Genomic DNA, 24,737 nt, shown 5'->3' with positions numbered 1-24,737 from the left:
CACATCCGGTGCGCGGACAGGCTCCACAGCGCACTGACCAGCAACGAGGCAAGCGGCACCTTCGTCGCGAATCTCTACGACGAAGGTGCCGCCCGGCCCCGGCACGCTGGTCAGTAACGCCCCCTATAGCTTCCGCGGACGGACGCCTTGCCCGGCCGTTCCTCCGCGGACCCGGAGCTGTTCTCCGCCGCCCATGGTGTCCCGGCCGGTCGCCGGCTCGCCCTGGTGATCGACACGCTCGACCCGCTGTACATCGAGCACAGCCCGGCCGGCTCGCAGCTGACCTTCTCCCCGCCCCCGGCGGGCCCGTCGTACAGGACCGCCGACTCGCGCGAGAAGTGATCACCGGCTGCTGCCGGACGGGCACTGCTCCTCGGAGACCGCTTCGCAGCGGGTCCCGGCTACTGCACTCCCGGCAGCAGCGTTCCTGGTTCGGCCGGTGCGACCTCCACGGCCTTCGTCTTCGGATTGCGCCGCTCCTGCTTGGCCACCCAGGTCGCGAACCAGGAGAGCAGCATGCACATCCCGATGTAGATCGGCGAGATCACCATCACCACCGGGATGAAGGGAAGATCGTAGTCGAGGTTGGACGCGATCAGCTTGCCCGCGTGGAGGAATTCCTCGTAGGTGATCAGATAGCCGAGCGAGGTGTCCTTCAACGCGACCACCAGCTGGCTGATGATCGTGGGCAGCATGGCGCGCACCGCTTGCGGGGCCAGTACGAACGTGGTGACCTGCGTCTTGCGCATCCCGAGGGCGTACGCGGCCTCGCGCTGGCCGCGCTCCACCGAGTTGATCCCGGTACGGAACACCTCGGCGAGCACCGAGCCGTTGTAGAGCGTCAGGCCGGTGACCAGCGCGGGCAGGGGCTGCACCTTGAGGGCCACGAAGATGAAGAAGATCATCACCAGTACGGGCATGGCCCGGAAGAACTCGACCAGAAGCGTGGAGAGCCGACGCACGGCCCGGTGCTCGGAGAGCCGGCCGACGGCGAGCACCGCCCCGAGCACGAGGGAGAGCACCGCGGCCAGCGCGAACGCCTTGAGGGTGTTGCCCAGTCCGCGCAGCAGCAGCTCCTGAATGCCCTTGTATTCGAAGGGTGTCCATTTGGCGCCGGCGAACTGTCCGGTGTCGATGAGCAGATAGACGATCCAGCCGAACAGGGCGAGGATCAGGGCCGTCGACACGAACCCGTACAGGCGGTGGCGCCTGCGGGTGACCGGGCCCGGGATGTCGTAGAGCGCGGTGGCGGAGGGCGCGGTGCGGGTGGTCATCGGGCGACTCCCCAGCGCTTCTCCATCACGTTGAAGAGCGCACTGATGGACAGGGTGATGATCAGGTAGCCGACGGCGATCCAGACGAAGGTCCAGATGATGCTGTACCCCAGCTCGTTGAGGGTCTTGTAGGTGCCGAGCAGCTCGGTCACGCTGAAGGCCCCGGCGATCGCCGAGTTCTTGGCGAGGGCGATCAGCGTCGAGCCGATCGGCGGGATCACCGAGCGGAACGCCTGCGGCAGCACGATGTTGTTGAGCGTCTGGCCGAACGTCATGCCGAGGCTGCGGGCCGCCTCGCCCTGCCCCCTCGGCACCGTGTTGATGCCGGAGCGCAGTACCTCGCAGATGAACGCGGAGGTGTAGCAGCCGAGCGCGAGAACCGCGAAGACCTTGAAGGGAAGCACCAGCCCGAAACGTGGCAGTCCGAGCAGGACGGCGAAGAAGAGCAGCGTCAGCGGGGTGTTGCGCAGCACCGTCACCCAGACCGTGCCGAGCACGCGGAGCGAGCCGACGGGTGCCACCCGGCAGGAGGCCATGAAGAAGCCGAGGAGCAGGGCCAGGATCGAGGAGTAGAAGGTCAGCTCGACCGTGCCGAGGAAGCCCTTGCCGTAGAGCGAGAAGTTCTCTGTGAGTACGTCCATTGGTCGATGCCCGCCCTCTCAGGTCGCCGGGTAACGGTCGATGGGCGGCGGAGTCGGCGCGGGCACCCCGGACAGGCCGAGCGTGGCCTCGAACGCCTTCTTCCAGTTGCCGTTCTTCTCGTTGGCCTCCAGGGCGTCGTTGAGGGCGAACCGCAGCGCGTTGTCGCTGCGCGGAACGCCGATGCCGTACGGCTCCTCGGAGAACGGCTTGCCCACCACCTTCAGCTCCTTGGGCGCCTTGGCGGCGAAGCCCAGCAGGATCGCGTCGTCGGTGGTGACGGCGTCGACCTGGTAGGTGAGCAGGTTGTCGACGCAGATCGAGTACGTGTCGTAGGCGACCAGGATCGCCTTCGGGTAGTCGGCGGCGATGCGCTGGTACGGGGTCGATCCCGCCGCCGAGCAGACCGTCCGGCCGGCCAGGTCCTGCGGGCCGTTGATGTCGTGCTCGTCGGTGCGCACGAGCAGCGACTGCCCGGCCATGAAGTAGGGCCCGGCGAAGCCGACGAGCCTCTTGCGCAGGGCGTTGATGGTGTAGGTGCCGACGTAGTAGTCGATCTGGCCGTTCTGCAGTGCCGTCTCGCGGTTGGCGGAGGCGATGGTCCGGAAGCGGATCGTCTTCGGGTCGAAGCCGAGCGAGGCCGCCATCATCTTGGCGATCTCGATGTCGAAGCCGGAGTAGACGCCGGTGGCCGGGTCCTTCTCGCCGAGGTAGGGCTGGTCCTCCTTGGCCCCGACCCGGAGGTATCCGCGCTTCTGGGCCTTTTTCCAGGTCGGTGATCCGGGCAGCCGGAAGGCGGTGTCGACCTTGTACACGGGCAGTTGTTCGGGCTTGGGCCCCTTCACCGGCGGGCTGCCCCCCTTGCCGCATCCGGCGGCGAGCACGGCGAGCAGGAGAGCGGCGCAGGCGGCCAGAACTTTTCTCGTACGCAACACGGAGCCCCCCGTCAGTGCTTCAGGATCTTGGACAGGAAGTCCTTGGCGCGGTCACTCTCCGGGGCGGTGAAGAACGCCTCGGGAGTGCGGTCCTCGATGACGCGTCCGTCGGCCATGAAGATCACACGGTTGGCGGCGGAGCGGGCGAAGCCCATCTCGTGCGTGACGACGACCATCGTCATGCCGTCCCGGGCGAGCTGCTGCATGACCTCCAGCACCTCGTTGATCATCTCCGGGTCGAGTGCCGAGGTCGGCTCGTCGAAGAGGAGCGCCTTGGGGTCCATGGCGAGGGCGCGGGCGATGGCCACCCGCTGCTGCTGGCCGCCGGAGAGCTGGGCGGGGAACTTGTCGGCCTGCGAGGCGAGTCCGACCCGCTCCAGCAGTTCCCGGGAGCGCTGGTCGGCTTCGTCCTTCTTCCGCTTGCGGACCTTGAGCTGGGCGAGCGAGACATTGTCCAGCACGGTCTTGTGCGCGAACAGGTTGAACGACTGGAAGACCATGCCCACTTCGGCCCGGAGCTGGGCCAGCCCCTTTCCCTCCTCGGGAAGGGGCCTGCCGTCGATCGCGATGTACCCGGACTCGATCGTCTCGAGCCGGTTGATGGTCCGGCAGAGCGTCGACTTGCCGGAGCCCGAGGGGCCGATGACCACCACCACCTCCCCGCGGGCGACGGTGAGATTGATGTCCCGCAGTACGTGCAACTGTCCGTAGAACTTGTTGACGTCCCGCAGCTCGATCAACGGATCGACGGCCATACCCTGCCCCACCCACTTGTCGCTATGTCGAGGTCAGCGCAAACTATCCAGCGCGAAAAGGGACTTCACCTACGACACGCACAAATGGGGCATAAGGCGTCTTATCCGGTTGCGGTGAGAGCCCTACCCCTCGGCCGATTCCGAGTACACCTGCGAGAGCTCGGGGCTGCCCGCCATCGCCCAGTCCAGCCCGGCCTCGACCACATCGATCTCCCGCCCCGAGGCGAGCCGCACCACGGGCTGCCCGCTCGGCCAGATGTTCCAGACCGCACCCGGGACATTGCGCACCAGAACCGTGCCGAGGTAGAGCCCCGCGTCATTGCCCAGCCAGGGCAGCTCCTCGGGATCGTCGCGCCAGCGCGGCGGCAACTGGTCGAGAGCCGCCAACGAGTCCGGGCTGTCGTCGAGTTCGAGCCCCCGTTGCCCTGCCCGGACACGCAGCAGCTCGCACTCGGCAAGCAGCTCGGCCACGCCCTCGGGATCGGCCGCGACGGCGGCGGCGAGCCCCGCCCCTCGCGTACTGTCGTGACGCTTACGCCAGTTGTCCAAGAAAGGGATGTTCATGATCGATTCCCCTTTGGTGCGTTGCTACTGAATACGGGCCCGGCCTGGGCGGCACCACACACACCCGGCGTCGAGCAGCTGGCCCCGGTCAGCGTCAGTTCACTCACGTTCACCGTGATCATCTCCCACTCGACTCCCACCGGGCCCCCATCGCGTCAACTTGGCGAAGTGCGAACATCAGCCCACCATGACACAAAACCGGCCCCGGGTCGCTGCACCTTGGGGGGTGTGGACGGCGACCCGAGACCGGCAATCAGGACCAACGACAGAGATCGATTCTCGTTGATCACCCATCAGAGTGAACAAACGTTCGAATCTGCGACAGTAGCGCTCGCTGTGCGGCATATGTCAGGGGGCCGCAGGGCGATTTCAGCACCCGCTCCAGCAAGTGTGGCGATCATTCATGATCAAAAAATGCCGGAAAGAAGCTGCTGACTTGTGATCATGCAGGTCACAGCGTTTGTCGATGAGGCGGGCGGACCGGTCGCGGGCCCCGTATTTGTAGGCTGCGGCGTCGGCGGTGCGCGCAGCGGACGCGAGAAGTCGCGCTGCTTCCGGCCTGTCACGGCCGCTGGCGGTATGGAAGGTGGCCAGCGGGTCCACGAGGAGCTGCGGTGCATGCTGTGCGACCTTGCCGTACTGGGCTGCGAGCCTCCAGGCGGCGGCCTCGCCCACTGCCTTCCTTGGATCGGGCACGGCGCGCGCAGGGAGGCCGAGGGAAATGTCGTAGCCGCCGATGGCCGCGGAGATGGCGGGCAGGGCGGCGTGAACGCGCCGCTCGGTGCCTGTGTATCCCGTGGCCGGGCGTGCGTGATCCACGCCAAGGGCGGCGGCCAGTGCCTCCAGAGTGCTGTCGCTAGGGTGGCGGGGCCCGCGCTCGATGGCCCGGACGGCAGCGACTGACACGTAGGCGGCAGCCGCGAGTGCGGTTTGAGTGAGGCGGCGCGATTGGCGAGTGGCGGCAATCCGCCGACCTGCCTCACCAGTGCTTTCGGCGAGCAGGCGGCTCCGTCCAGGGCGATACCTGGAACCGTACCCAGCGCTCGTAGCTCCGGGCGCGAAAACGGTCTCACCCCCACAACTACGAGTGAGGCCGATGCGGTTAGCCGTCAGCCGCGGGTGATGTCGAGCAGGTCGTGGAGGCTGGAGATGCGCCAGTCTGCTGCTGCCGCCTCGGGCCGCTCCGCCCACAGATAACCCCACGGGCCCCGGCGAAGATGCGCGGTCCGCAATCCGGCTGCAGCAGCGGGAGCCACGTCGTTGGCAGGGTGGTCGCCGACATACAGAGTCTCCGTAGCGTCGGCCTGGGCGGCCTCAAGGACTCGTGCGAAGAACTCGGCGGACGGCTTGGCCACGCCCCACGCTCCTGACGTGGCGAGTGCGTCGCACGGCAGGTCGAGTTCCCGCAGCAGCTTCCCAGCTTTAACGGTCTGGTTTCCGGCGATGACGACACGGACGCCCTGCTTACGTAGAGCGGCCAGGGCAGGCCGGACGTCTGGGTACAGGTCCGTCTCGTCGAGCCGCTCTCCGCGGCCCGCTGCTTCCCGTGCCGCATATTCGGCGGCGACATTGATCCCAGGGCGGATGAGCCGCAGGGCTTCGGCGTTGTCGTAGCCGGCGGCGACGACGGCGCCGACGAGCGCCGAGACGGTGTGCCGCGGGGTGCCGAGCCAGTCGGCCCAGGAGGCCCAGTAGCGGTCGTCGCGGACGAGGGTTTCACCGATGTCGAGGGCTACCGCACGGATCATGGACTGATCCTATGGCGCTGTCAGTCCTGCCCCGTAGCCCGTTCCCATGCCGATCACGCCTTCGCCTGCGACGCCTGTGCGCTCCCCCGCCGCGGTGAATGCGGACATCCGCGCGCTGTGGGCGGCCGGCCCGCTGTCGCCGGAGGGTGAGGCGCGGTATCGGGAGCTGCTGGTGGAGTGGGCGGCCGCGGTCCGGGCGGATGTCGTCGCAGCGGCCCGACCTGCGCGGCTCCGTTCGATTGTCAGCGGTGCCGTTTACGATCCGGCCGTGGCAATCGATATCCCTGAAGACCTGATCATGCTGGAACGTTCCGCCGCTGAAGAGCAGCGCAAGGCCCTCGCCGAGCCGTACACGGAGGAGGGGTGGGCGCCGTGGCGTGAGGCAGCGGCGAAGTTCCAGGCCGCCGTGACCGCGCACGCCGAGGCGGCCGGGGTGTCCCGGTTCGAGCTGGAGATGGCCGTGAAGAAAGCAGTCCTGCACCCGAAGCCTGAGGACGGCTGACGCAGCTCCGCCTCGCCCCTTGGCGCTGTCCTTGGGGCGAGGCGGGAAGCAATCCCCTTGTCGTGGGCCGCAGCCCGGGGGTTGATATGTGGAGTCTACGAGGCCCGTACGACAACCGGCCCGGACAGCAGGTGGCCCCGCCGACGGGGGTGACAGCGAGGCCATGGCCAGTGTGGCAGGGGACTGTCCCGTGAGAGCGAACCTTGAGCGTTTGTCATCGAAGGCTGAGGGCGTGATCAGCGGCTTGCAGTTGCGATGAGGCGTCGCAGCGTGGCGTGGGCGGGTGGGCCCCAGGTGGGCTTGCCGCCGGGGCGGCCGTGGACGCCGGCGTCTCCGATGAGGATGCAGGCGAGGGCGCGCAACACCGCCCAGCCGCGGGCGCGACGCAAGGTCGCGGCGTCCGGGGCCGGCTGGTAGGCCCCATAGAAGCGGTCGGCGGCGCCGTCCGGCAGCAGTACCCAAGGGGCGGCGAGGTCGCAGGCTGGATCGCCTGCGAAGAGGTCACCGAAGTCGATCACGCCGCAGAAGGTGCCGTCCGCGGTGAGAACGTTGGCCGGATGCAGGTCGCCATGGAGCCACAGCGCTGGGCCCGCCCAGTCGGGCGCGGCGGCGGCGTCCTCCCAGACCGCGCGGACGGCGTCCGGGTCGGGGATCAGCCCCAGCTCGGTGGCCGAGGCGAGCTGCTTGGCGAACCCCTCGGCATGGTCAGCCAGCGGCCCCCCGCGATCACGACCGGCGGGCGCCCCGGTGGGAGCGGGTCGGTGAAGAGCCGTCAGGAAGGCGGCCAAGGTGTCGGCCGCCTCCGCCGCGCGCGTGGCGGGGGCGCGGTCGGCGGGCTCGCCCGGCACCCAGGTGGTGACGATCCAAGGCCGCGGAAACCGCTCGGAGGGCTCGCCGAGGCGCTGCGGTACAGGGACGCGAAGCGGAAGGTGCGGAGCGAGAGCCGGCAGCCAGGCATACTCCTTGCGTAGGAGCGCGTCCGCAGACAGCGTCGCCCAGGGCAACCGGACCGCGAGGTCGTCGCCGAGCCGCCACAACTGGTTGTCCCAACCTCGCGCGCCGAGCTTCAAAGGGTGATCGGCCAGGTCAGGGTGCTGGTCACGCAGCAGGTCCCGGACCAACTCCGCTGTGATCTCGGTCTCGGTATGGATCATGCGGAGCAACAGTAGTCGGACGGTGATCCGCCGTTTGTGACGCCCAGCACTCTGTGCCGCTCAACTTTCGATGGCACGAACTCACGATCATCAACCTCCGATGGCAAAGACCAAGGTTCGGTGGCACAAGGAGTGCGCCACGAGGCGCTATGCAATCGAGTGGAGGTGAAAGGCCACCACCGCCGGGTCGTCGCAGCGGCCTGGTGAAGCTGGGGGCAGCCTGACCCGGGGAACGCCGGGGAGGGTGGCAAGCGGCCCCGACAACGGCGGGACGTGCCGGGACCACCGGACGGTGCGGGCCCGTCTAGCGAGGTCAGAAGGTGCAGCGAAAGCGAACCAGTGGTTGAAGCTCCGTAACGACGTGGGGAGCGATTGAGGTCGGCTGCGGCCGGGGTCTGACTTGCAGCTTGTTATACGAAATCGTATAGTCCGAAATCATGAACTCCGAATCCGTTCCATCTGAGTGGTCGGCCTTGCTCGCGTTGCAGCGGGCCACTCATGCCACCCTGCAAGTGCTCGCCGCGGAGCTCGTCGACCTGGACCTGACCCCCTCCGAGATCAACGCGCTGGCCAATCTTGCCGACGGCCGGGGCCGGACCGTGTCCGAGCTCGGCGTGGCCGTGGGCACCCGCCCCACCACGCTGACGAGCGTGCTGGACCGCCTGGAACGCCGTGGCCACATCACCCGCGGCACCCGCCCGGGAGACCGCCGCGCGGTGCTCATCGAACTCACCGCCTCCGGCCGCGTGGCCGCCGCCACGATCCGCCAGGCCATCACCGACCTGGAGCACCGTGCACTCCACGGCCTGTCGGCCGATGCGATCGCCTGCCTGCGCGCCGCGCTGCAGGCCCTGACCGAGGTGCCCTCGTGACCACCCAGCCCACCGGCTTCGACGCACTGATGGCCGAAGTGACCGCGACCTCGGGGAAGTTCGGCCACCGGGAGCACGTGCACCTGACGTGGCTGGCCGTGCGACGGTTCGGCACGCATGCGGCGGTCGGTCTGGTCAGCGACGGCATCCAGCGCACCGCCCGTTACGCGGGCGCACCCCAGAAGTACCACGCGACGGTCAGTCGGGCGTGGGTGGAACTGGTGGGCCACCACGCGGCCGAACGCGGCGACGACGACTTCACCGCGTTCGCCGACCGCCACCCCGTCCTGCTGGACAAGCGCCTTCTGACCCGGTTCTACCGTCCGGCGACGCTGGCCGGCTCACAGGCGAGAACCGGCTGGGTCGAGCCCGACCTCGCCCCGTTCCCATGGGAGGAAACCGATCGGCGGCAACCTCGGGAGGAACAGGCGCGGTGACCGTAACTGGGCAACGGCCGCACGGGTTCAGCAGGTTGTGAAGACTGGCTGGGCCCGTGCGGTCTGTTCCAATCCTGCCCTGACGGGCCTCTCCCGAGCACATCTCGGCGAGTTGATCGAAGAACTGGCACCCAGATGGGAGTCCAGCCACGAATCGGCACTGCGCGAGCGCCGGGGCGGGGAGCGCCGACGTGCCGCCGGGGCCGACCCCAACCGGCGCCTGGTCTTCATCGACCGGCTCCTGGTCACTCTCGTCGCACTACGCCTCGGCTTGCCCCACGCCGCGCTGGCCCAAATGTACGGGGTTGACCGTTCCACAGTCTCCGGTGCGGTCCGCGAGATCCGTCCACTCCTTGCGGCACGCGGATTCGCCATCCCCGACCGCCCGGGCCTGCGGCTGCGTACCCTGGAAGACCTGTTCGCCTACGCCACCGCGGAAGGCGTCGACCTTCGGATCGACGGCACCGACGTGCAGGTCCGCCGGCCACAGGCCGGGCGCCCCGGCCGCAAGGCATTCGTGTCCGGCAAGCGCAAACAGAACACGATCAAGACCACCACCTTCTGTGACCACCAGGGCCGCACACTCTTCTCGGGAGTGGCCCGGCCGGGCCGCATGCACGATCAGACCGCCGTGCGCACCGAGGGCATCGCCGAGCAGTTCCGCCTCTATCCCAAGGTCAAGGCAGAGGTCGACGAGGGCTACCGGGGACTGGCGAATGAGTTCCCCGACCAGGTCAGCGCCCCGCCCGGAAAGCCGAAGGGCGACGCCCCACTCTGCGAGCAGTACGCCTGGCGCGAGCAGCGGCGCTGCCCGTTCTTCCGCTTGGCCTGCCGCGCCTCCGCACCCTGGAGACGTACCTCGGCATGCTGCCGGCCGAGGTGCAGCAGCAGATCGCCACGGTCGAGCAGCGGGGCGAGCAGCAGAGCGAAGAACCGCGGGACCGGGAGCGGTCGAGCGAAAAGCCGTGCCCTCAGTCCACCCCGGACTGGGGCATCGTCGACATCGGCATCGGCACCCACACCGCAGCACTCCACAGAGGCGACTGCTGGGCCGCCGGAAAGAAGCTGCGGCCCATCAGTCGGCAGGAGGCCCTCTGCGCCCGCACCGACGGAGTCACGGCCTGCGAGGTGTGCCGGCCGGACACCGTGCTTGGCGCGCCGCGAGAAGCAGCCCGTCGCACCCTGGAGACATGAGCGTCCCGATAGTCATCCACGGCCTCTCCCCCACGGGCGGGCGGAGCGTCACCATCAACGGGCAGATCGCCGGGCTCGCCCACGACGACCGCGACCTCGTCGAATTCCTACGCCGAGCCGGCCTCGACGACGCCTGGGACATCCTCGACGACCCGCACTGGATCGAATGGCGGGGCGGTCGGGCCCACCGGTACGAAGCGGCGTGACGAGCGCCCGTCCGCCGGACGTCAGCCGAGTCCCACGGGAACGCGCTGGGCACCTACGACGGGCCGCCCTCCGGCCTTGAGCTCGGGGACGTACTTGTAGAGCGTGGTGCGGGAGACGCCGAGCAGCTTGGCGATGGACGTCACGGACGCCTCGGAGTGTCCCTGCTACGACGTGGCTGGCTCTCCAACGTCGCCTTCACCACACCGGAACACCTCATCCAGCGCATCCGACGCGGCCTACGCCACATCCAGTACCGCAGTCACCTCATAGACGGCTGCCTCAGCGAAACCGGCCTGACCATCAGCCCCGCCTGAGCACAGGCGACAACGCGAGTTCAACCTCAGTAACTCCCAGTTGACTCCCACTTGATGTGCAGCAGATGACATTCCTGCATGTCAGACCGTATCCCTACCCTCCAGTTGGAAGAGGAAAGGGATACTCATACCACTCAGGGTCGCATCCCGGGCGTGTTAGGCACCAGAGGGCGCGCGGCCTGTCGTTCGAGTGCTGAACCGGACGCGGTCTGGTCCAGATGTTCCGGCGGAAAAGGGGTGGAGGCGAGGGGGGCCGGGCTGGTAGCTTCACGATCGTGTCAAGCCCTGAGTCCGACAGAGACTAGCCACCGGTCCGCCGGTGGCCGAACCGCTGTCGCGTAGATCCCGCCAGGTCGTGTACCGGTGGTGGGAACGCTTCCGCCCGACTGCCGCCGCAGGACCACCTCGGTGTGGGCTGCGCATTCCCCGTCCGCGCCCGTGGCGCGCTCGTACGTGCACGCGTGCACGGATTCTCCGGCACCTTCGCCTGCCGCGCGTGGCCGAGTCCCGTCCATGAACACCCGGACGTTCCGCCGTGTTGCCGCCCGTCCCGACGGGCGGGCGCGGCCCACACCCCCTGCATGGTCCATCCATCAGCCGTCCATGGGGTTCCTTCATGCCTTTTGCCGTGTACGCACTCGGGCTCGCCGTCTTCGCCCAGGGCACATCCGAGTTCATGCTGTCCGGTCTGGTCACGGACATCGCCGCCGACCTCCACGTATCCATTCCGGCCGCCGGGCTGCTGACCTCGGCCTTCGCGATCGGGATGGTCGTCGGGGCGCCGTTGATGGCGCTCTTCAGCCGGAACTGGCCACGCCGCCGCGCCCTGTTGTTCTTCCTCTGTGTCTTCAGCGCCGTCCATGTCGCCGGCGCGCTCACCCCCGGCTACGGAGTGCTCCTCGCGACGCGGGTCGTCGGCGCGCTGGCGAACGCCGGCTTCTGGGCCGTGGCCCTGGTGACCGCGGTCTCCATGGTCGGGCCCGAGGCCAGGGCACGCGCCACGTCCGTGGTCGTCGGGGGCGTCACCGTTGCCTGCGTGGCCGGAGTGCCCGCCGGTGCGGCGCTGGGCGGGCAGTGGGGGTGGCGGTCGGCGTTCTGGGCCGTGGCGCTGGTCTCCGTACCGGCCGTCGTCGTGATCGCCAGGACGATTCCGGGGACACGGCCGGAAGCCGCCCCGGCGCGGGCCCGCGTCGAGCTGCGGGCCCTGGCCCGTCCGCGGCTGCTGCTCACACTGCTGACGAGCGCCCTTGTGCAGGGCGCGACGTTCTGCGCGTTCTCCTACGTCGCACCGCTCGCCACCAGGGTCACCGGACTCGGTACCGACTGGGTGCCCGTTCTCCTCGCGCTGTTCGGCCTGGGCTCGTTCGTCGGGGTCACCGTCGCCGGCCGGGTCGTCGACGCACGGCCCCTCGCCCTCACCGCGGCCGGTCTGGTCGCGCTCACCGTCGGCTGGACCGGGCTCGCGCTGAGCGCGGGAAACCCGTTCGCGACGGTCGCGCTCGTCGCGGTCCAGGGGATGCTCGCGTTCGGCACCGGGACGGCACTGATCTCGTGGGTGTTCCGGCTGGCGGCCGACGCGCCGACCCTGTCCGGCTCGTTCGCCACATCCGCGTTCAATGTGGGCGGCGCGCTCGGCCCCTGGCTCGGCGGGCTCGCGATCGGCGCGGGATTCGGCTTCCGCTCACCGCTGTGGGTGAGCGCGCTGCTGATGGCTCTGGCGCTGGGCACCGCCTGGGCGTCGCTGGGCATGCGCCGGGCCGCCGACCGGCGGAGCCCGGACCGCATTCCCGCTGTCTGACAGCGGAGTGGATGAGGCCCCGCCCGGCGCTGAACGGGCGGGGCTGTCCTGGTCACAGCAAGCAGCCAGCAAGCGGGATAAGGACATCGACCACGGTATCGGCGACCACTGACAACGGCGGCTCGTCCGAGACGTCAGACGTCGAGGTCCACGACCACCGGGGCATGGTCGGACGCGCCCTTGCCCTTGCGTTCCTCGCGGTCCACATAGCTGTCCTGGACCGCCGCGACGAAGGGCGCGTTGCCGTAGACGAGGTCGATCCGCATGCCCTTGTTCTTCGGGAAGCGCAGCTCCCGGTAGTCCCAGAAGGTGTACGGGCGGTCGTACTTGAGAGGGCGCGGCATGACGTCGGAGAGCCCCTCCTGGCGCAGTGCGGCGAGGGCGGCGCGCTCGGCGGGGGTGACGTGGGTGGCGCCTTCGAAGAGCGCCGGATCCCAGACGTCCTCATCGGTCGGGGCCACGTTGAAGTCGCCCAGGACCGCGAACGGCCGCGGGCCCGCGGTGTCCGCCGCGACGGCCTTCTGCAGGGCCTCGAACCAGCGCAGCTTGTACGCGTAGTGCGCGTGCTCGACCTCGCGGCCGTTGGGCACGTACACCGACCAGACGCGGACCGGGCCGCAGGTCGCGGAGATCGCCCGGGGCTCCTGCGCGCCCTCGTACTCGGGGCCGTCGGGCAGGCCCTTGACGACGTCGGACAGGCCGGCCCGGGAGACCAGCGCGACCCCGTTCCACCGGCCCGTGGCGTGGACCGCGGACTCGTAGCCGAGTTCGCGGAGCGCGTCCGCCGGGAACTGTTCGGCGGCGCACTTGGTCTCCTGGATGCACAGCACATCCGTGCCGGAGCTCTCCAGCCAGGCCAGCAGCCTCGGGAGCCGGGCGGTGATCGAATTGACGTTCCAGGTGGCGATGCGCATATACGTAAACCTAGCGGCTCCCACTGACAGCCGCCGGACCGGTCGGGGTCACAGGCCGGTCGAGTCCCCCGGGGTCAGCCGGCCGTGGTCGGCGCCGCCGAGGCTGCCGATCTGGTAGTCGTAGACCGGGCGGGCCAGATCGGCGAGCAGCGCGTCGTGGATGTCGATGGCGCGGCGCGGCTTGACCTCGCGTACGTAGTCGATGACCTCGGAGATCTTGTTCCAGGGGGCCATCACCGGGAGCAGCAGGGTGTCGACCGGCTGGTCGGGGACGGTGAGCGCGTCGCCCGGGTGGAAGAGCGAGCCGTCCACCAGAAAACCGATGTTGGTGATCCGCGGAATGTCCGGGTGGATCACCGCGTGCAGCTCGCCGTGCACCTGTACGTCGAACCCGGCCGCGGAGAAGGTGTCGCCGTGGCCGACGGTGTGGACCCGGCCGGGGAAGGCCGCCGAGAGCTGGTCGGCGACGCTGCGCAGGGTCCAGATCTCGGCGGCCGGATTGGCCTCCATACCGGCGCGCAGCCGCCCCTCGTCGAAGTGGTCGAAGTGCTCGTGCGTCACCAGTATCGCGTCGGCGCCGACGGCGGCGTCCTCCTCCGAGAGGCCGCCCGGGTCGATGACGAGCGTCTGCCCGTCCTTCTCCAGACGGATGCAGGAGTGCGTCTTCTTCGTCAGTGTCAGGTGCATGGGGTTCACGGTGTTCATGGCCCCATCCTGCTACGGGCGGGGCGTCGTTTCTTCCTGAATCACGATCTGGGCGATCGAGAAGGCGGCGCTCGCGGCCGGTACGCCGCAGTACACGGCGGTCTGCATCAGCACCTCCTTGATCTCGGCCGGGGTGAGGCCGTTGCGCAGCGCGGCCCTGACATGGACGGCCAGGCTCTCCAGATGGCCGGAGGTGACCAGCGCGGTGAGCGCGACACAGCTGCGGGTGCGGCGGTCCAGGCCTTCCCGGGTCCAGACCTCGCCCCAGGCGTAGCGCGTGACGAGCTCCTGGAAGTCGCCGGTGAAATCGTCGGAGGCGGCCAGGGTCCGGTCCACATGGGCGTCGCCGAGCACCTCGCGGCGCACCTTCATGCCGGGCTCGTACGGGTCGGCGCGTCCGGTGGTGCCGGTCTCCGGCTGCGCGGTGGCGGCGGTGATCTCGGCGACGGGCAGTACGGGGGTGGAGAGCTGCGGAGTGAACGGCGGGACGGGGATGGCGGCGAGGGTGTCCTGCCAGGCAGTGGAGAAGTGGGTGAGGAGCAGATCGGTGACGGCTGCGGGCTGCTCGACCGGGGCGAGGTGGGAGGCGCCGGGGACGAGGGCGAGCCGGGCGTCCGGTATGCCCGCGACCAGGGTGCGGGCGTCGCCGGGCCCGGTGACCCGGTCCTCGGCGCCGACCAGGACGAGGGTCGGGACGGTGATGCGGCCGAGGTCGCCGCGGATGTCGAAGACGGCGAGGGCTTCGCAGGCGGCGATGTAGCAGCCGGGGTCGGTGGTGCGGACCATCTGGACGGCCCACTCGACGATGGCGGGCTGGGCGGCGGCGAAGCCCGGGGTGAACCAGCGCTCCGGCGCGGTGCGGGCCATCGGTTCCAGGCCGTTGGTGCGGACGACCACACCGCGCTGGCGGAATTCGTCGGCGCTGCCGAACCGGGGCGAGGCGGCGATCAGGGCAAGCGAGGCGACCCGGTGCGGGTGGCGCAGCGCGAGGTCGGCGCCGATCGCGCCGCCGAGGGAGCAGCCCGCGTATCCGAAGCGCTGGACGCCCAGCCCGTCGAGGGTGGCCAGCAGCCGGTCGGCGAGTCCGGTGACAGCGGAGGCCGGGTGGGCGGGGGCGCCGCCGTGGCCGGGAAGGTCGAAGCGGAGGACCCTCCAGTGCTGGGTGAGCTCCGGTATCTGCCGGTCCCACATGTGCCATGTAGTACCGAGATAAGGGCCCAGGACCAGGACCGGTGCGTCTTCTGGCCCGTCAAAGCGGTATTGCAGGGTTTCAGTCGTCGTCTCACTCACCCGCCCACGCTCCCATATCTCACACAGCTCTCACCAACTGTGCGCACCCCCTCGGGCAAAGACGCCCTGATCTGGACATTAAGCACCGCTCATGGACGGGCTGGACGCCTTTGGACGGTCGTTACGACCTATGCCATGTGGTACCCAGTGAGGGACCGAGGATCAGGACCGGGGCGTCTTCTGGCCCGTCAAAGCGGTATTGCAGGGTGTTCGGTGGTGTCTCGCTCACCCGTCAGACCCTCTCATCTGTCACGGACGCCCCTATGATTGGGGGTCGATGGATACCGTCCTGACCAGGTTGAAGACCTCTCGGGCGGCATATCGCTTGAGGCATCGGATGATCTCACGGCGGGTCTTGCCCTCCTGAGTGCGGCGTTCGTAATACGCCTGGGCGCGGGGATCGAAGCGCAGCCGGGTGAACACGATGCGGTGCAGGGCGGCGTTGGCCTGGCGGTCGCCGCCGTTGACCGTCGCCACCAAGGCCGTCACCGACGCCATCGAGGTGGAGAAGAACGCCCGCGCCGCCGAGGCCCACACCCTGGAGCCTGACAAGCAGCAGGCGATCGAGGGGGCGCAGCTGCTCGCCTCCATCGAGGCGACCGAGCTGTCCGACGTCCGCGACAAGCGGCTCCTGGCGGACCGCACCACCCAGGAGACCAAGGACCTCACCACCAGGGCCGAACAGGCCCTGTACTCGGGCGATCTGGCGCTCGCCGCGACCCTGGGGCGCAAGGCCGCGATCGGCCTGATCGACGCCCGAGGCGCCTGGACCCGGCAGGCCGCCCAGCACGCCCTGGCGGGCTCCGACGACGACATCTTCGCCTGGATCGACCTCGACCGGGCCCTCGCCCAAGCCCAGGACGACCGCGAGACCACCCTTCATGTGGCGACGGTCGCCGCACCGAAGATCGCCGAGGCCGCCCAGCTCGCCCTGGAGAGTTCCAGCTCCACGGCCGTCGGCGACTTCCTCACCAGCGGCATGAACCCGTCTACAAGGACGCGACCAGCACCATCCCGGTGGGCGTCACGATGAGCGCTAACATCGAACGGGCTAACGGGACGACCGAGGAACTGTTCCCCAACTCTACGTCACCAACACCTATGCAAACACTGGGCTGTACAACCTCGGTAACTGATCCCACTCAGTTCGCGCCAACGGGAGCCGGCATGAGTTTCACCACCCCACCGCGGCCGTTCGACATCACCGCGCTCTTCCCTCAGCTGGCCCCGCTGGCGCGCACGACGACCCGGCTGCACCCGCGGCCCGGGTCGCCGACCGTGCACGACAGCTCCGTCGGCGGGCCGCTCCTGTGGCCCGCCGACGAGCCGTGGCCGTACTGCGACGAGCCGCACGACAGCCGCGCGGCCCCGGTGGTCCACTCACCGGACGACGTCCGGCTCCTCCGCCACGACCGCGCCGTAGCGGCCGAGCGGCGGCGCCTCGACCCCGAGGCACCCCAGTGGACTCCCGAGGAACGGGCGACCTGGGAGCGGCTCGCGGACCGCCCGTGGTTCGACGGCCCGATCCCCCTCCTCCCCGTCGCCCAGCTCTACGCCCGCGACGTCCCCTTCCCGTGCCCGCCCGACGCGGACCTCCTCCAGGTCCTCTGGTGCCCCTTCGACCACAAGGAGACCGCCCACCCCCGGACAGCCCTCTTCTGGCGCTCCTCCGCCGCCGTCACCGACGTCCTCGACGCACCGCCCGAGCCGCCCATCGTCCAGCGGGACTGCTACCTCCCGGAGCCATGCCTGTTCTCACCGGAGCAGGTCACCGAGTACCCCAACCCCTTGGACCTGGACAAGGAGCTTCAGGACCAGCTGGACGACATGAGCCGCTGGGAGGCGATCGACCCCGCGCGGTACAACACGTACGCGGACGACCCGGGCGAGCTCTACCTGAACAACCTCTCCACCGCCCCCGGCTGGAAGACGGGCGGCTGGACCCGCTGGAGCCTCACCGACCCCAAGCCCCGCCCCTGCCCCGAGTGCGGCACCGAGCAGGTCCCGCTCCTCACCATCGCCTCCTGGGAATGGGACGGCGGCAGCGAGACCTGGATCGCCGAGGAGGAACCGACGAACCCGGCCCCGCCTCCCCTGGGCGCCAAGGACGGCAACTTCACCTTGATCGACATCGTCGGCGGCTACAACCTACAACTCCACGTCTGCCCCGACTCCCCGGACCATCCCCACATCGAACTGGTCCAGTGACCGGTCGCGCAGGACCGGACCTGCCGATGCCGGTCGGTATCCGCGCCGCCTTGACGCACGGCAGCAGCAGACGCTTTCGCTCCTCGAACCGGCAGTACGGTCCACCCGGACCGTCGGTTCCTCACCGGCGAGCGTCCGCTCGGCGGTCTCGGCCTGACTGCCGAAGAGCACCAGGTTGCTCAACCTCGGTAACTGATCACAGCCAGTTCGTGCCATCGGGAGCCGACATGAGTCCCACCACCCCGCCGCGGCCGCTCGACGTCACCGCGCTCCTCCCTCAACTGGCCCCGCTGGCGCGCACGGCGACCCGGCTGCATCCCCGCCCCGGGTCGCCCACGCCGCACGACAGCCGGCGGGCCGCTCCTCTGGCCCGCCGACGAGCCGTGGCCGCACTGCGAAGGACCGCACGAGTGGGACCGGGTGAACGAGATCCTCTCGCCGGGAGACGTGCGCCGGCAGCGGCGCATCCGGGCAGCAGCGGCGAGCCGGCCATACGAAGATCACCCACTGTCCCGGTACACGCCTGAGGAGCGGGCCATCGTGGAGCGGATCGAAGTCGGCCGCCCGTGGCCCGAAGGCCCGATCGCCATGCTGCCCGTGGCCCAGCTGTACGTACGCGACATCCCCCTGCTGCGCCCGCCGGGTCGGTCCGAAGCCGATCTGCTCCAGGTCCTCTGGTGTCCCTTCGACCACCCGGCGAACCCCGCAACCGCACTTTTCTGGCGCTCCGCAGCGACCGTGACCGACATCCTCGACGCGCCTCCCGAGCCACCTGCGATCCAGTTCCCCGGCTATCTGCCGGAGCCGTGCCTGCTCACACCGGAGCAGGTCACCGAGTACCCCAACGCCATGGAACTGAGCAAGGAACTGCAGGAGCAACTGGGCGACTGGAGCAGGTGGCAGGCGGCCGGATCAGCGCTGGACAGCTCCTACGAGGTCGCCCCGGACGAGTTCTATGGGGGCCATCTGTCCATCGCTCCCGGCTGGAAGGTCGGCGGCTGGACCCGTTGGGGCCTCACCGATCCCATGCCCCGGATCTGCTCCGAGTGCGGCACCGAGGCGGTCCCGCTGCTGACGATCGCCACCACCGAATGGGGCTCCGGCGGCGAGGGCTGGATCCCCGAAGAGGAGCAGGCGAATCCCACGCCGATGCTTCCTGGCCAGCCTCCGGCGAACTTCACCAGGATCGTGGTCGCCAGCGGCTACAACCTCCGGCTCCACGTCTGCCCTGCCTCCCCGGACCATCCGCACATCGAGCTGATCCAGTGAGTGTCAATCCCCTGGAAACGTAGAGGCCTTCCTTACGCGGCTTGGTCCTTCTGATGGTGCTCGGCGCGTGCTTCGCTGATGGTGCGTTCGAAATCGATTGGCGGTAGGCCGGCGGCCCCGCTGTGGCGGCGGCGCGGGTTGTAGAAGTCCGTGATCCAGGTGGCGATCTTCAGCCGGGCTTCGGCGCGGGTGGCGAACTGGTTGCGGTGGATGTACTCGACGACCTCATGGTCGCGGTCGTGGCGTCCCGGGATGTCACGGACCAGTGGGACTGGACGAAGTGGCTTCCGCACACCCAGGTTCCAGGGTCTTCCGACGGGGCCGGCACGAAACGGCTGTTCGGTGACAACCTGATGGAAGTCGAGGCACTTCTCGAAAACACCCTGGCGGGCCGGTCGAGGTTCAACCGCGAGGGATCCCCGCTCCTCGACCAGCCGCACGTCGTCATCGTGCTGGACGGAAGTTTCGTGCCGGCGGAGTCGCTGCTCGCCTCTCCGGAGGGGCTCCAGGGCGTGACCGTCGTGGAGATCGTCCCGGAAGAGCTGGACGAACCCCGCGGCGGACTGCACATCGCCGTACGGCCGGGCTGGCTACGGCTGGAGTCGGCCGCGGCCACCTATCACGGCACGCCCGACTTCCTGCCGGTCGAAACCGCGGAGGCCCTGGGCCGTCAGCTCGCCCCGTTGCGGATGGGAAGCGGCGCGGAGGACGACGAACCTCTGCTCGCCAACCTGGATTTCACGGATCTACTGGGAATCGGCGATCCGGCCGCGGTCGACACCGCCACCGTCTGGCGACCACGTTCGACGGCCGACCGGCTGCGTGTACCGATCGGCATCGGCGAGGACGGCTCGCCCGTCATGCTCGACCTCAAGGAGGCCGCGCAGGAGGGTATGGGCCCGCACGGGCTGTGTGTGGGAGCGACCGGTTCCGGTAAGTCCGAGCTGCTGCGCACCCTGGTGCTGGGCCTGGCGGTCACCCACTCCTCCGAGACGCTCAACTTCGTCCTGGCCGACTTCAAGGGTGGCGCGAAGTTCGCCGGGATGTCGGAGCTTCCGCATGTCGCCGCGGTCATCACCAACCTGTCGGACGACCTCACCCTGGTCGACCGTATGCGGGACTCCATCACGGGTGAGCTGCAGCGCCGTCAGGAGCTCCTTCGGGCGTCGGGCAATTACGCGAACCTCACCGACTACGAGAAGGCGCGCGCCGCGGGCGCCCCGCTGGAGTCCCTGGCGTCCCTGGTCCTGGTGATCGACGAGTTCAGCGAGCTCCTCACCGCGAAGCCCGACTTCATCGACATGTTCATCCAGATCGGCCGCATCGGGCGGTCCCTGGGCGTGCACCTGCTGCTGGCCTCGCAGCGCCTGGAGGAGGGCCGCCTGCGCGGCCTGGACACCTACCTGTCCTACCGGATCGGCCTGCGTACGTTCTCCGCCGCCGAGTCCCGTACTGCCCTGGGTGTGCCCGACGCGTACCACCTGCCCTCGGTCCCCGGTTCCGGGTTCCTGAAGTTCGGCACGGAGGGGATGACCCGCTTCAAGGCCGCCTACGTGTCGGGTACCTACCGGCCGGGAGTCGCCCCGGTCACCGGCGGCGGGGAACTCCCTATCGACCGCCGCCCCGGGCTGTTCACCGCGACTCCGGTGGCGGTCCACTACCCCGAGCCCGATCCGGGCGTCTCCTTCGCGCCCGGACAGAGAACTGACGATGCGCTGGCGGACACCGTTCTCGATGTCATCGCACGCCGCTTGGAGGGTCAGGGGCCTCTCGCCCATCAGGTGTGGCTGCCGCCGCTCACCGAAGCACCTTCCCTCGATCAGATGCTGCCCCCGCTGGCGGTGACGCCCGAGCGCGGACTCCACTCCCCGCAGTACGCGCAGAACGGTGCTCTGGTCGTTCCCTTCGGTCTGGTGGACAAGCCCTTCGAGCAGCGGCGCGACTCCCTGGTGCGGGACTTCTCCGGCGCCGCCGGCCACATGCTGATCGTCGGCGGCCCCCCGCTCCGGCAAGTCCACCCTCCTGCGTGCCCCCATCGGCTCCTTCGCCCTCACGCACACGCCGCACGAAGTGCAGTTCTACGGAATGGACTTCGGTGGCGGCGGCATGATCGCCGTCGAGGGCCTGCCCCACGTCGGCGGGGTGGCTTCCCGGCTCGACCCGGAGAAGATCCGCCGCACGGTCGCCGAGGTCTCCGGGATCCTCAATCGGCGCGAGAAGTTCTTCCGGGACAACAACATCGACTCGATCACCACGTACCGCCAGCTCCGCGCCGCCGGCCGGCTGCCGGGCGAGCCGTGGGGCGACGTCTTCCTGGTCATCGACGGCTGGCAGTCCTTCAAGACGGACTACGAGTTCCTGGAGCCGGTCGTCGCGGACATCGCCGCACGAGGTCTCGGACTGGGCGTGCACGTGATCGCCACCGTCGCCCGGTACATGGAGATGCGGGCGGCGCTCAAGGACCAGTTGCTCAACCGGCTGGAGCTGCGCCTGGGCGACCCGACCAACTCCGAACTGGACCGCAAGGTAGCGGTGAACGTCCCCGTCGGCACACCGGGCCGCGGCCTGACGGCGGAGAAGCTCCACTTCATGGGCGGGCTGCCGCGCATCGACGATTCCGCGGGTGCCGACAGTCTGTCCGAGGCCACCGCCGCCTTCGTCCGGGCCTCGGCCGACAACTGGCCCGGACCGCACGCCCCGCAGGTCCGCATGCTGCCCAGGATGCTGTCCGCGCGTGAGCTGCCGAGCGGCCCCGAACAAGCGCGCGGCGGTCTCGCGATCGGCATCGACGAGATGAACCTCGCCCCGGTCCTGGTCGACTTCGACACCGATCCGCTGTTCGCGGTCTTCGGTGTGTCGGAGTCCGGGAAGACCGCCCTGTTGCGGCTGCTCATCAAGCAGATCACCGAGCGGTACACCCCGCAGGAGGCGTTGATCTGTGTCGGTGACTACCGGCGCAGCCTGCTGGAGTGCGTGCCCGAGCCGTACCTGGTCGGATACGCGACGACGCAGAACGCGTTCGACACGTACCTCAACGACATGAACACCCTCATCAGCAGCCGCATCCCCGGCACGGATGTGACCCCGCAGCAACTGCGCACGCGCAGCTGGTGGCGAGGGCCCCGGGCGTTCATCATCGTCGACGACTACGACCTGGTCGCGACGTCCTCCGGCAACCCCATGGCGCAGCTGGTCGACAATCTGCCGTACGCCCGCGACGCGGGGGTGAACTTCATCATCGCTCGCAGCAGCGCGGGGGCCGGCCGCTCCTCGTACGAGCCCTTCGTCCAGCGCTTCAAGGAGCTCGGCGCCCAGGGCGTCGTCCTGTCCGGTCACCCCAGTGAGGGCGAACTCCTCGGCGATGTAAAGGCCCGCCCGCTGCCTCCCGGCCGCGGGCCTGTTCGTCTCCCGCCGCAGCGCGCCTTCCCTGATCCAGACGGGCTGGCTGCCGACGGACGTGGGCTGAGCGGGTCACCGCGGAACGGAGGAGGGGGTCGGCCCGGTCACGGGCTGACCCCCTCTCTCGACGCCGAGGCGCCCCTCCCTACGCCGAGGCGCCCGCGCCCTTCGTGCCGCCCGCGCCCACGTTCCAGGGCAGGGCGGTGTACTTTCCCGGGGCGAAACGCTCGACTGCGTCAACGATCAAGGCAGGGTGATTCGGCCTCCGCCGGCGCCAGAGGGAGTTTCCGAGCGAGTAGAGAACAACCACCCTCGGCCCGCCAACGGCGATCGGCTTCTCCGGGAGAGCCCCTTCCTTCAGCACCAACAGCAGGCTCTGCCGGCTGTTGAACCGAACCTGGTTGATATCAGCCCACCGCACGGTCTCCGTGCCCCCACGCTGCACCTTGCTGATGCCCGCCGGATCGATGCGCAGGGCCGGATATCGCGACACCAGGGCGATCAGCGGCAGCAGGGTCACTACTCCTCCCAACACCGGTAGTCCCACATAACCGGCGACACCCGCCTCGCCCATGAACCCCATGTCTTCACCCATGATCAGCACGCCGACCACAAAGAAAATGAGTCCTTCGAAGAGCACCAGGCAGAGCATCGCCGCGAGGATCAAACCGAGGTAGAACCCGCCGCGGCGCGCCCGCTCAGCGGGGAGCCAAAGCCCTTCGGTGGTGTTGGAGGGTGTGGTCATGATGTTTCCTTCGTTGAGTCTCGGGCGGCGAGTGCATGACGCACAGCTCCTCGCCGGCGAAGCGTGATGGGACATCCCGTATGAACTGTCCAGGCTGGCAGCGCAATGTCAACATGTGAACTGCCACGGCACCTCCCGGAGTTTCCAGTCGCCCGACGGGCCGGGTCATCACGTCCGTCATGTCAATCCCCTGGAAACGTAGAGGCCTTCCTTACGCGGCTTGGTCCTTCTGATGGTGCTCGGCGCGTGCTTCGCTGATGGTGCGTTCGAAATCGATTGGCGGTAGGCCGGAGGCCCCGCTGTGGCGGCGGCGCGGGTTGTAGAAGTCCGTGATCCAGGTGGCGATCTTCAGCCGGGCTTCGGCGCGGGTGGCGAACTGGTTGCGGTGGATGTACTCGACCTTGATCAGCGAGTTGAACGACTCGGCGGCGGCGTTGTCCAGGGCTGATCCCACGCGCCCCATGGACTGCACCACGCCTAGCCTGTCGCACAGGTTGTTGTACGCCTCGCTCGTGTACTCGCTTCCGCGATCGCTGTGAAAGCTCACGCCGTCCACATCACCACCGCGGACAGCGGCCGCCATCTGCAGCGACGCTCCGACCAGCGCGGCGTCGTGGTGCGATCCCATCGCGTAGCCGAGCAGGCGACGTGAGAACAGATCCAGGACCGTGGCGAGGTAGAGCTTGCCCTCACCGGTCTCGATCTCGGTCATGTCGCCGCCCCACAGCACGTCGGGTGCGACCGCGTCGAATCGGCGATGCACCAGGTCAGGGGCGGCTCTTCGCTTGCCCTGACGGGTCAGCGAGCGTCGCCTGCGGGGCGGCTTACGGCCCTGCAGTCCCAGGTCGGCCATGATCTCGGCGACCGTGTTCACCGAGACCTGCCAGCCCTCGGCCCACAGGTCCAGGGTGACCCGCGGGGAGCCGTAGGTATCGCCCGACTCGCGGAAGAAATACGTGATCCTCTCCTCCAGTTGCCTCCTCCTGGCCTCGCGCTTCGTGGGCTCGGACGGTCGGCGGCGCCACTTGTAGAACCACGCCTCGGATACCCCGAGAGCGCGGCAGGCGACGGTGCGCGGGATGTCGTACTCGGTCCTCTGGTCGCTGATCACCCCAACGAGCAACGCCGTGTCCCCCTCAGCTACTTCACCCAAAGGACCATGCAGCGTTTGAGGACGTCACGCTCCATTTCGAGCTCCCTGATCCGCTTGTTCTTCTCCGCGTCCTGCCTGCGCAGCCGGGCCAGTTCCTCGCGCTCGGGCACGCTCAGCGTCCCGTCCCCGCCAGCCTTCTTCGCCCTCGACACCCAGGTGCTCAGGGTGGTCTCGTTGATCCCCAGGTCCTTCGCGACCTGCGCGATCGGCCGACCGGTCTCGGAGACGATCCGCACAGCCCCCTCACGGAACTCCGCGTCGAACTTCCGTCGCTTCTCTGCCATGACCCCCAACTTCCCCTGCAGTCACGGCCTCTACGCTACGAGGGGATGGTCACCCGCGTCCCCCGGACACGGGTGCCTTGCTCGTGTACGGCGATGCTCGCTGTTAGCCGTTGGGCGTCTGGCACGTGTTTCTTGGCTGTTGCCGAAGAGGCGGATCAAACGGTGGCCAGGACTTCAGGGCAATGGACGTATTCGTTTCCGCTGTGGTGCTTGGATGGCCCCTGGGTGCTGGTGTCGCTGTCCGGACCTGCATCCCACTACCGCCTCGGTCACCGGTGCTACGTTCGGCATCGGCCGGACGGTCGCCAAGCGGCTGGCCGATGCCGGAATGTCCGTCATCGTGACCGGGCGCAACGCCCAGCACGGAGCCCAGACCG

The 24,737-nt window shown here is 69.0% G+C and carries 24 protein-coding genes and 7 pseudogenes; 14 read left to right on the top strand and 17 right to left on the bottom strand.

Annotated features, from left to right (window positions below; translation table 11 throughout):
* The first annotated feature begins 147 nt into the window (after window positions 1-147).
* Window positions 148-342, top strand: a complete 195-nt coding sequence (locus ACFVV1_RS23385; protein ID WP_389992308.1) for a hypothetical protein — start codon at window positions 148-150, stop codon at window positions 340-342.
* A gap of 59 nt (window positions 343-401) precedes the next feature.
* On the opposite strand, the gene ACFVV1_RS23380 is transcribed toward ACFVV1_RS23385, so the two are convergent.
* From ACFVV1_RS23380 to ACFVV1_RS23345, 8 genes and pseudogenes are all read right to left on the bottom strand, one after another.
* The gene (locus tag ACFVV1_RS23380; protein WP_389992305.1) at window positions 402-1,274 is read right to left on the bottom strand and encodes an amino acid ABC transporter permease; all 873 of its coding nucleotides are present in this window, start codon (window positions 1,272-1,274) and stop codon (window positions 402-404) included.
* On the bottom strand, window positions 1,271-1,915 hold the full coding sequence (locus ACFVV1_RS23375; protein WP_389992302.1) for an amino acid ABC transporter permease: 645 nt from the start codon (window positions 1,913-1,915) through the stop codon (window positions 1,271-1,273). The genes ACFVV1_RS23380 and ACFVV1_RS23375 overlap by 4 nt, the downstream gene beginning before the upstream one ends.
* Window positions 1,916-1,933: 18 nt before the next feature.
* Entirely contained in the window at window positions 1,934-2,845 is a 912-nt protein-coding gene (locus ACFVV1_RS23370) for a glutamate ABC transporter substrate-binding protein (protein WP_389992544.1), read from the bottom strand.
* A 14-nt stretch (window positions 2,846-2,859) separates the two neighbouring features.
* On the bottom strand, window positions 2,860-3,603 hold the full coding sequence (locus tag ACFVV1_RS23365) for an amino acid ABC transporter ATP-binding protein (protein WP_389992541.1): 744 nt from the start codon (window positions 3,601-3,603) through the stop codon (window positions 2,860-2,862).
* Window positions 3,604-3,726: 123 nt separating this feature from the next.
* Window positions 3,727-4,167: a DUF6278 family protein gene (locus tag ACFVV1_RS23360; protein ID WP_389992300.1), complete on the bottom strand. Its 441-nt coding sequence runs from the start codon at window positions 4,165-4,167 to the stop codon at window positions 3,727-3,729.
* A 369-nt stretch (window positions 4,168-4,536) separates the two neighbouring features.
* Window positions 4,537-4,986, bottom strand: coding sequence for a hypothetical protein (locus tag ACFVV1_RS23355; protein WP_389992567.1), 450 nt, complete (start codon window positions 4,984-4,986; stop codon window positions 4,537-4,539).
* Window positions 4,987-5,358: pseudogene (locus ACFVV1_RS23350) on the bottom strand (helix-turn-helix domain-containing protein); the annotation flags it as partial.
* A complete protein-coding gene (locus tag ACFVV1_RS23345) occupies window positions 5,277-5,915 on the bottom strand; it encodes an HAD family hydrolase (protein WP_389992297.1) in 639 nt (212 codons plus the stop codon). The gene ACFVV1_RS23345 and the pseudogene ACFVV1_RS23350, both read right to left, overlap by 82 nt.
* Before the next feature lie 268 nt (window positions 5,916-6,183).
* Between ACFVV1_RS23345 and ACFVV1_RS23340 the strand changes: the two genes are divergently transcribed.
* On the top strand, window positions 6,184-6,417 hold the full coding sequence (locus tag ACFVV1_RS23340) for a hypothetical protein (RefSeq protein WP_389992294.1): 234 nt from the start codon (window positions 6,184-6,186) through the stop codon (window positions 6,415-6,417).
* 236 nt (window positions 6,418-6,653) lie between these two features.
* Here ACFVV1_RS23340 and ACFVV1_RS23335 read toward each other — a convergent pair whose 3' ends face one another.
* Window positions 6,654-7,571 carry an aminoglycoside phosphotransferase family protein gene (locus ACFVV1_RS23335; RefSeq protein WP_389992292.1) on the bottom strand — a complete coding sequence of 306 codons (918 nt, stop codon included), beginning with the start codon at window positions 7,569-7,571 and terminating at the stop codon, window positions 6,654-6,656.
* 437 nt (window positions 7,572-8,008) lie between these two features.
* Between ACFVV1_RS23335 and ACFVV1_RS23330 the strand changes: the two genes are divergently transcribed.
* The 5 genes and pseudogenes from ACFVV1_RS23330 to ACFVV1_RS23310 all read left to right on the top strand — a co-directional run bounded on the left by ACFVV1_RS23330 (window position 8,009) and on the right by ACFVV1_RS23310 (window position 10,280).
* Window positions 8,009-8,443: a MarR family winged helix-turn-helix transcriptional regulator gene (locus ACFVV1_RS23330; RefSeq protein ID WP_385817414.1), complete on the top strand. Its 435-nt coding sequence runs from the start codon at window positions 8,009-8,011 to the stop codon at window positions 8,441-8,443.
* Window positions 8,440-8,880, top strand: coding sequence for a hypothetical protein (locus ACFVV1_RS23325; protein ID WP_389992289.1), 441 nt, complete (start codon window positions 8,440-8,442; stop codon window positions 8,878-8,880). The genes ACFVV1_RS23330 and ACFVV1_RS23325 overlap by 4 nt, the downstream gene beginning before the upstream one ends.
* Before the next feature lie 37 nt (window positions 8,881-8,917).
* Window positions 8,918-9,529: pseudogene (locus ACFVV1_RS23320) on the top strand (transposase family protein); the annotation flags it as partial.
* A 215-nt stretch (window positions 9,530-9,744) separates the two neighbouring features.
* On the top strand, window positions 9,745-10,074 hold the full coding sequence (locus ACFVV1_RS23315; RefSeq protein WP_389992287.1) for a DUF6233 domain-containing protein: 330 nt from the start codon (window positions 9,745-9,747) through the stop codon (window positions 10,072-10,074).
* Entirely contained in the window at window positions 10,071-10,280 is a 210-nt protein-coding gene (locus ACFVV1_RS23310) for a hypothetical protein (RefSeq protein WP_389992284.1), read from the top strand. The genes ACFVV1_RS23315 and ACFVV1_RS23310 overlap by 4 nt, the downstream gene beginning before the upstream one ends.
* A 21-nt stretch (window positions 10,281-10,301) precedes the next feature.
* On the opposite strand, the gene ACFVV1_RS23305 is transcribed toward ACFVV1_RS23310, so the two are convergent.
* Window positions 10,302-10,424 (bottom strand): HTH domain-containing protein, encoded by a 123-nt coding sequence (locus ACFVV1_RS23305; protein ID WP_389992281.1) that lies wholly within the window; start codon window positions 10,422-10,424, stop codon window positions 10,302-10,304.
* Window positions 10,425-10,439: 15 nt separating this feature from the next.
* On the opposite strand from ACFVV1_RS23305, the pseudogene ACFVV1_RS23300 reads away from it, so the two are divergent.
* Together ACFVV1_RS23300 and ACFVV1_RS23295 are read left to right on the top strand one after the other, a co-directional pair.
* Window positions 10,440-10,595: pseudogene (locus ACFVV1_RS23300) on the top strand (IS630 family transposase); the annotation flags it as partial.
* A 616-nt stretch (window positions 10,596-11,211) separates the two neighbouring features.
* A complete protein-coding gene (locus ACFVV1_RS23295; RefSeq protein ID WP_389992279.1) occupies window positions 11,212-12,393 on the top strand; it encodes a Cmx/CmrA family chloramphenicol efflux MFS transporter in 1,182 nt (393 codons plus the stop codon).
* A gap of 134 nt (window positions 12,394-12,527) precedes the next feature.
* Here the strand turns inward: ACFVV1_RS23295 and ACFVV1_RS23290 are convergent, their stop codons facing one another.
* The 4 genes and pseudogenes from ACFVV1_RS23290 to ACFVV1_RS23275 all read right to left on the bottom strand — a co-directional run.
* Window positions 12,528-13,307 (bottom strand): exodeoxyribonuclease III, encoded by a 780-nt coding sequence (locus ACFVV1_RS23290; protein WP_389992277.1) that lies wholly within the window; start codon window positions 13,305-13,307, stop codon window positions 12,528-12,530.
* A 48-nt stretch (window positions 13,308-13,355) separates the two neighbouring features.
* A complete protein-coding gene (locus tag ACFVV1_RS23285) occupies window positions 13,356-14,012 on the bottom strand; it encodes an MBL fold metallo-hydrolase (protein WP_389992274.1) in 657 nt (218 codons plus the stop codon).
* Between the two features lie 12 nt (window positions 14,013-14,024).
* Window positions 14,025-15,302, bottom strand: coding sequence for a 4-carboxymuconolactone decarboxylase (gene pcaC / locus ACFVV1_RS23280; RefSeq protein WP_389992271.1), 1,278 nt, complete (start codon window positions 15,300-15,302; stop codon window positions 14,025-14,027).
* Window positions 15,303-15,563: 261 nt separating this feature from the next.
* Window positions 15,564-15,764: pseudogene (locus ACFVV1_RS23275) on the bottom strand (IS110 family transposase); the annotation flags it as partial.
* A 1-nt stretch (window position 15,765) separates the two neighbouring features.
* Between ACFVV1_RS23275 and ACFVV1_RS23270 the strand changes: the two are divergent.
* From ACFVV1_RS23270 to eccCb, 4 genes and pseudogenes are all read left to right on the top strand, one after another.
* Window positions 15,766-16,335, top strand: a complete 570-nt coding sequence (locus tag ACFVV1_RS23270) for a hypothetical protein (RefSeq protein ID WP_389992268.1) — start codon at window positions 15,766-15,768, stop codon at window positions 16,333-16,335.
* 134 nt (window positions 16,336-16,469) lie between these two features.
* Window positions 16,470-17,510, top strand: a complete 1,041-nt coding sequence (locus ACFVV1_RS23265) for a hypothetical protein (RefSeq protein ID WP_389992266.1) — start codon at window positions 16,470-16,472, stop codon at window positions 17,508-17,510.
* 227 nt (window positions 17,511-17,737) lie between these two features.
* Window positions 17,738-18,779: pseudogene (locus ACFVV1_RS23260) on the top strand (hypothetical protein).
* A gap of 218 nt (window positions 18,780-18,997) precedes the next feature.
* Window positions 18,998-22,245, top strand: a pseudogene (eccCb, locus tag ACFVV1_RS23255) (type VII secretion protein EccCb); the annotation flags it as partial.
* A 78-nt stretch (window positions 22,246-22,323) separates the two neighbouring features.
* Here the strand turns inward: eccCb and ACFVV1_RS23250 are convergent.
* The 3 genes from ACFVV1_RS23250 to ACFVV1_RS23240 form a co-directional block, all read right to left on the bottom strand.
* On the bottom strand, window positions 22,324-22,752 hold the full coding sequence (locus ACFVV1_RS23250; protein ID WP_389992539.1) for a PH domain-containing protein: 429 nt from the start codon (window positions 22,750-22,752) through the stop codon (window positions 22,324-22,326).
* A 382-nt stretch (window positions 22,753-23,134) separates the two neighbouring features.
* Window positions 23,135-24,034 (bottom strand): IS3 family transposase, encoded by a 900-nt coding sequence (locus ACFVV1_RS23245; RefSeq protein WP_389992264.1) that lies wholly within the window; start codon window positions 24,032-24,034, stop codon window positions 23,135-23,137.
* Between the two features lie 29 nt (window positions 24,035-24,063).
* Window positions 24,064-24,360 carry a transposase gene (locus ACFVV1_RS23240; protein ID WP_266991198.1) on the bottom strand — a complete coding sequence of 99 codons (297 nt, stop codon included), beginning with the start codon at window positions 24,358-24,360 and terminating at the stop codon, window positions 24,064-24,066.
* On the opposite strand from ACFVV1_RS23240, the pseudogene ACFVV1_RS23235 reads away from it, so the two are divergent.
* Window positions 24,359-24,730: pseudogene (locus ACFVV1_RS23235) on the top strand (hypothetical protein); the annotation flags it as partial. The gene ACFVV1_RS23240 and the pseudogene ACFVV1_RS23235 sit on opposite strands and share 2 nt — an antisense overlap.
* Window positions 24,731-24,737: the final 7 nt, after the last annotated feature.

The organism is Streptomyces sp. NPDC058092 (assembly GCF_042884935.1).
Classification (GTDB): Bacteria; Actinomycetota; Actinomycetes; order Streptomycetales; family Streptomycetaceae; genus Streptomyces.
This window is presented reverse-complemented; position numbering and strand designations above follow the sequence as displayed.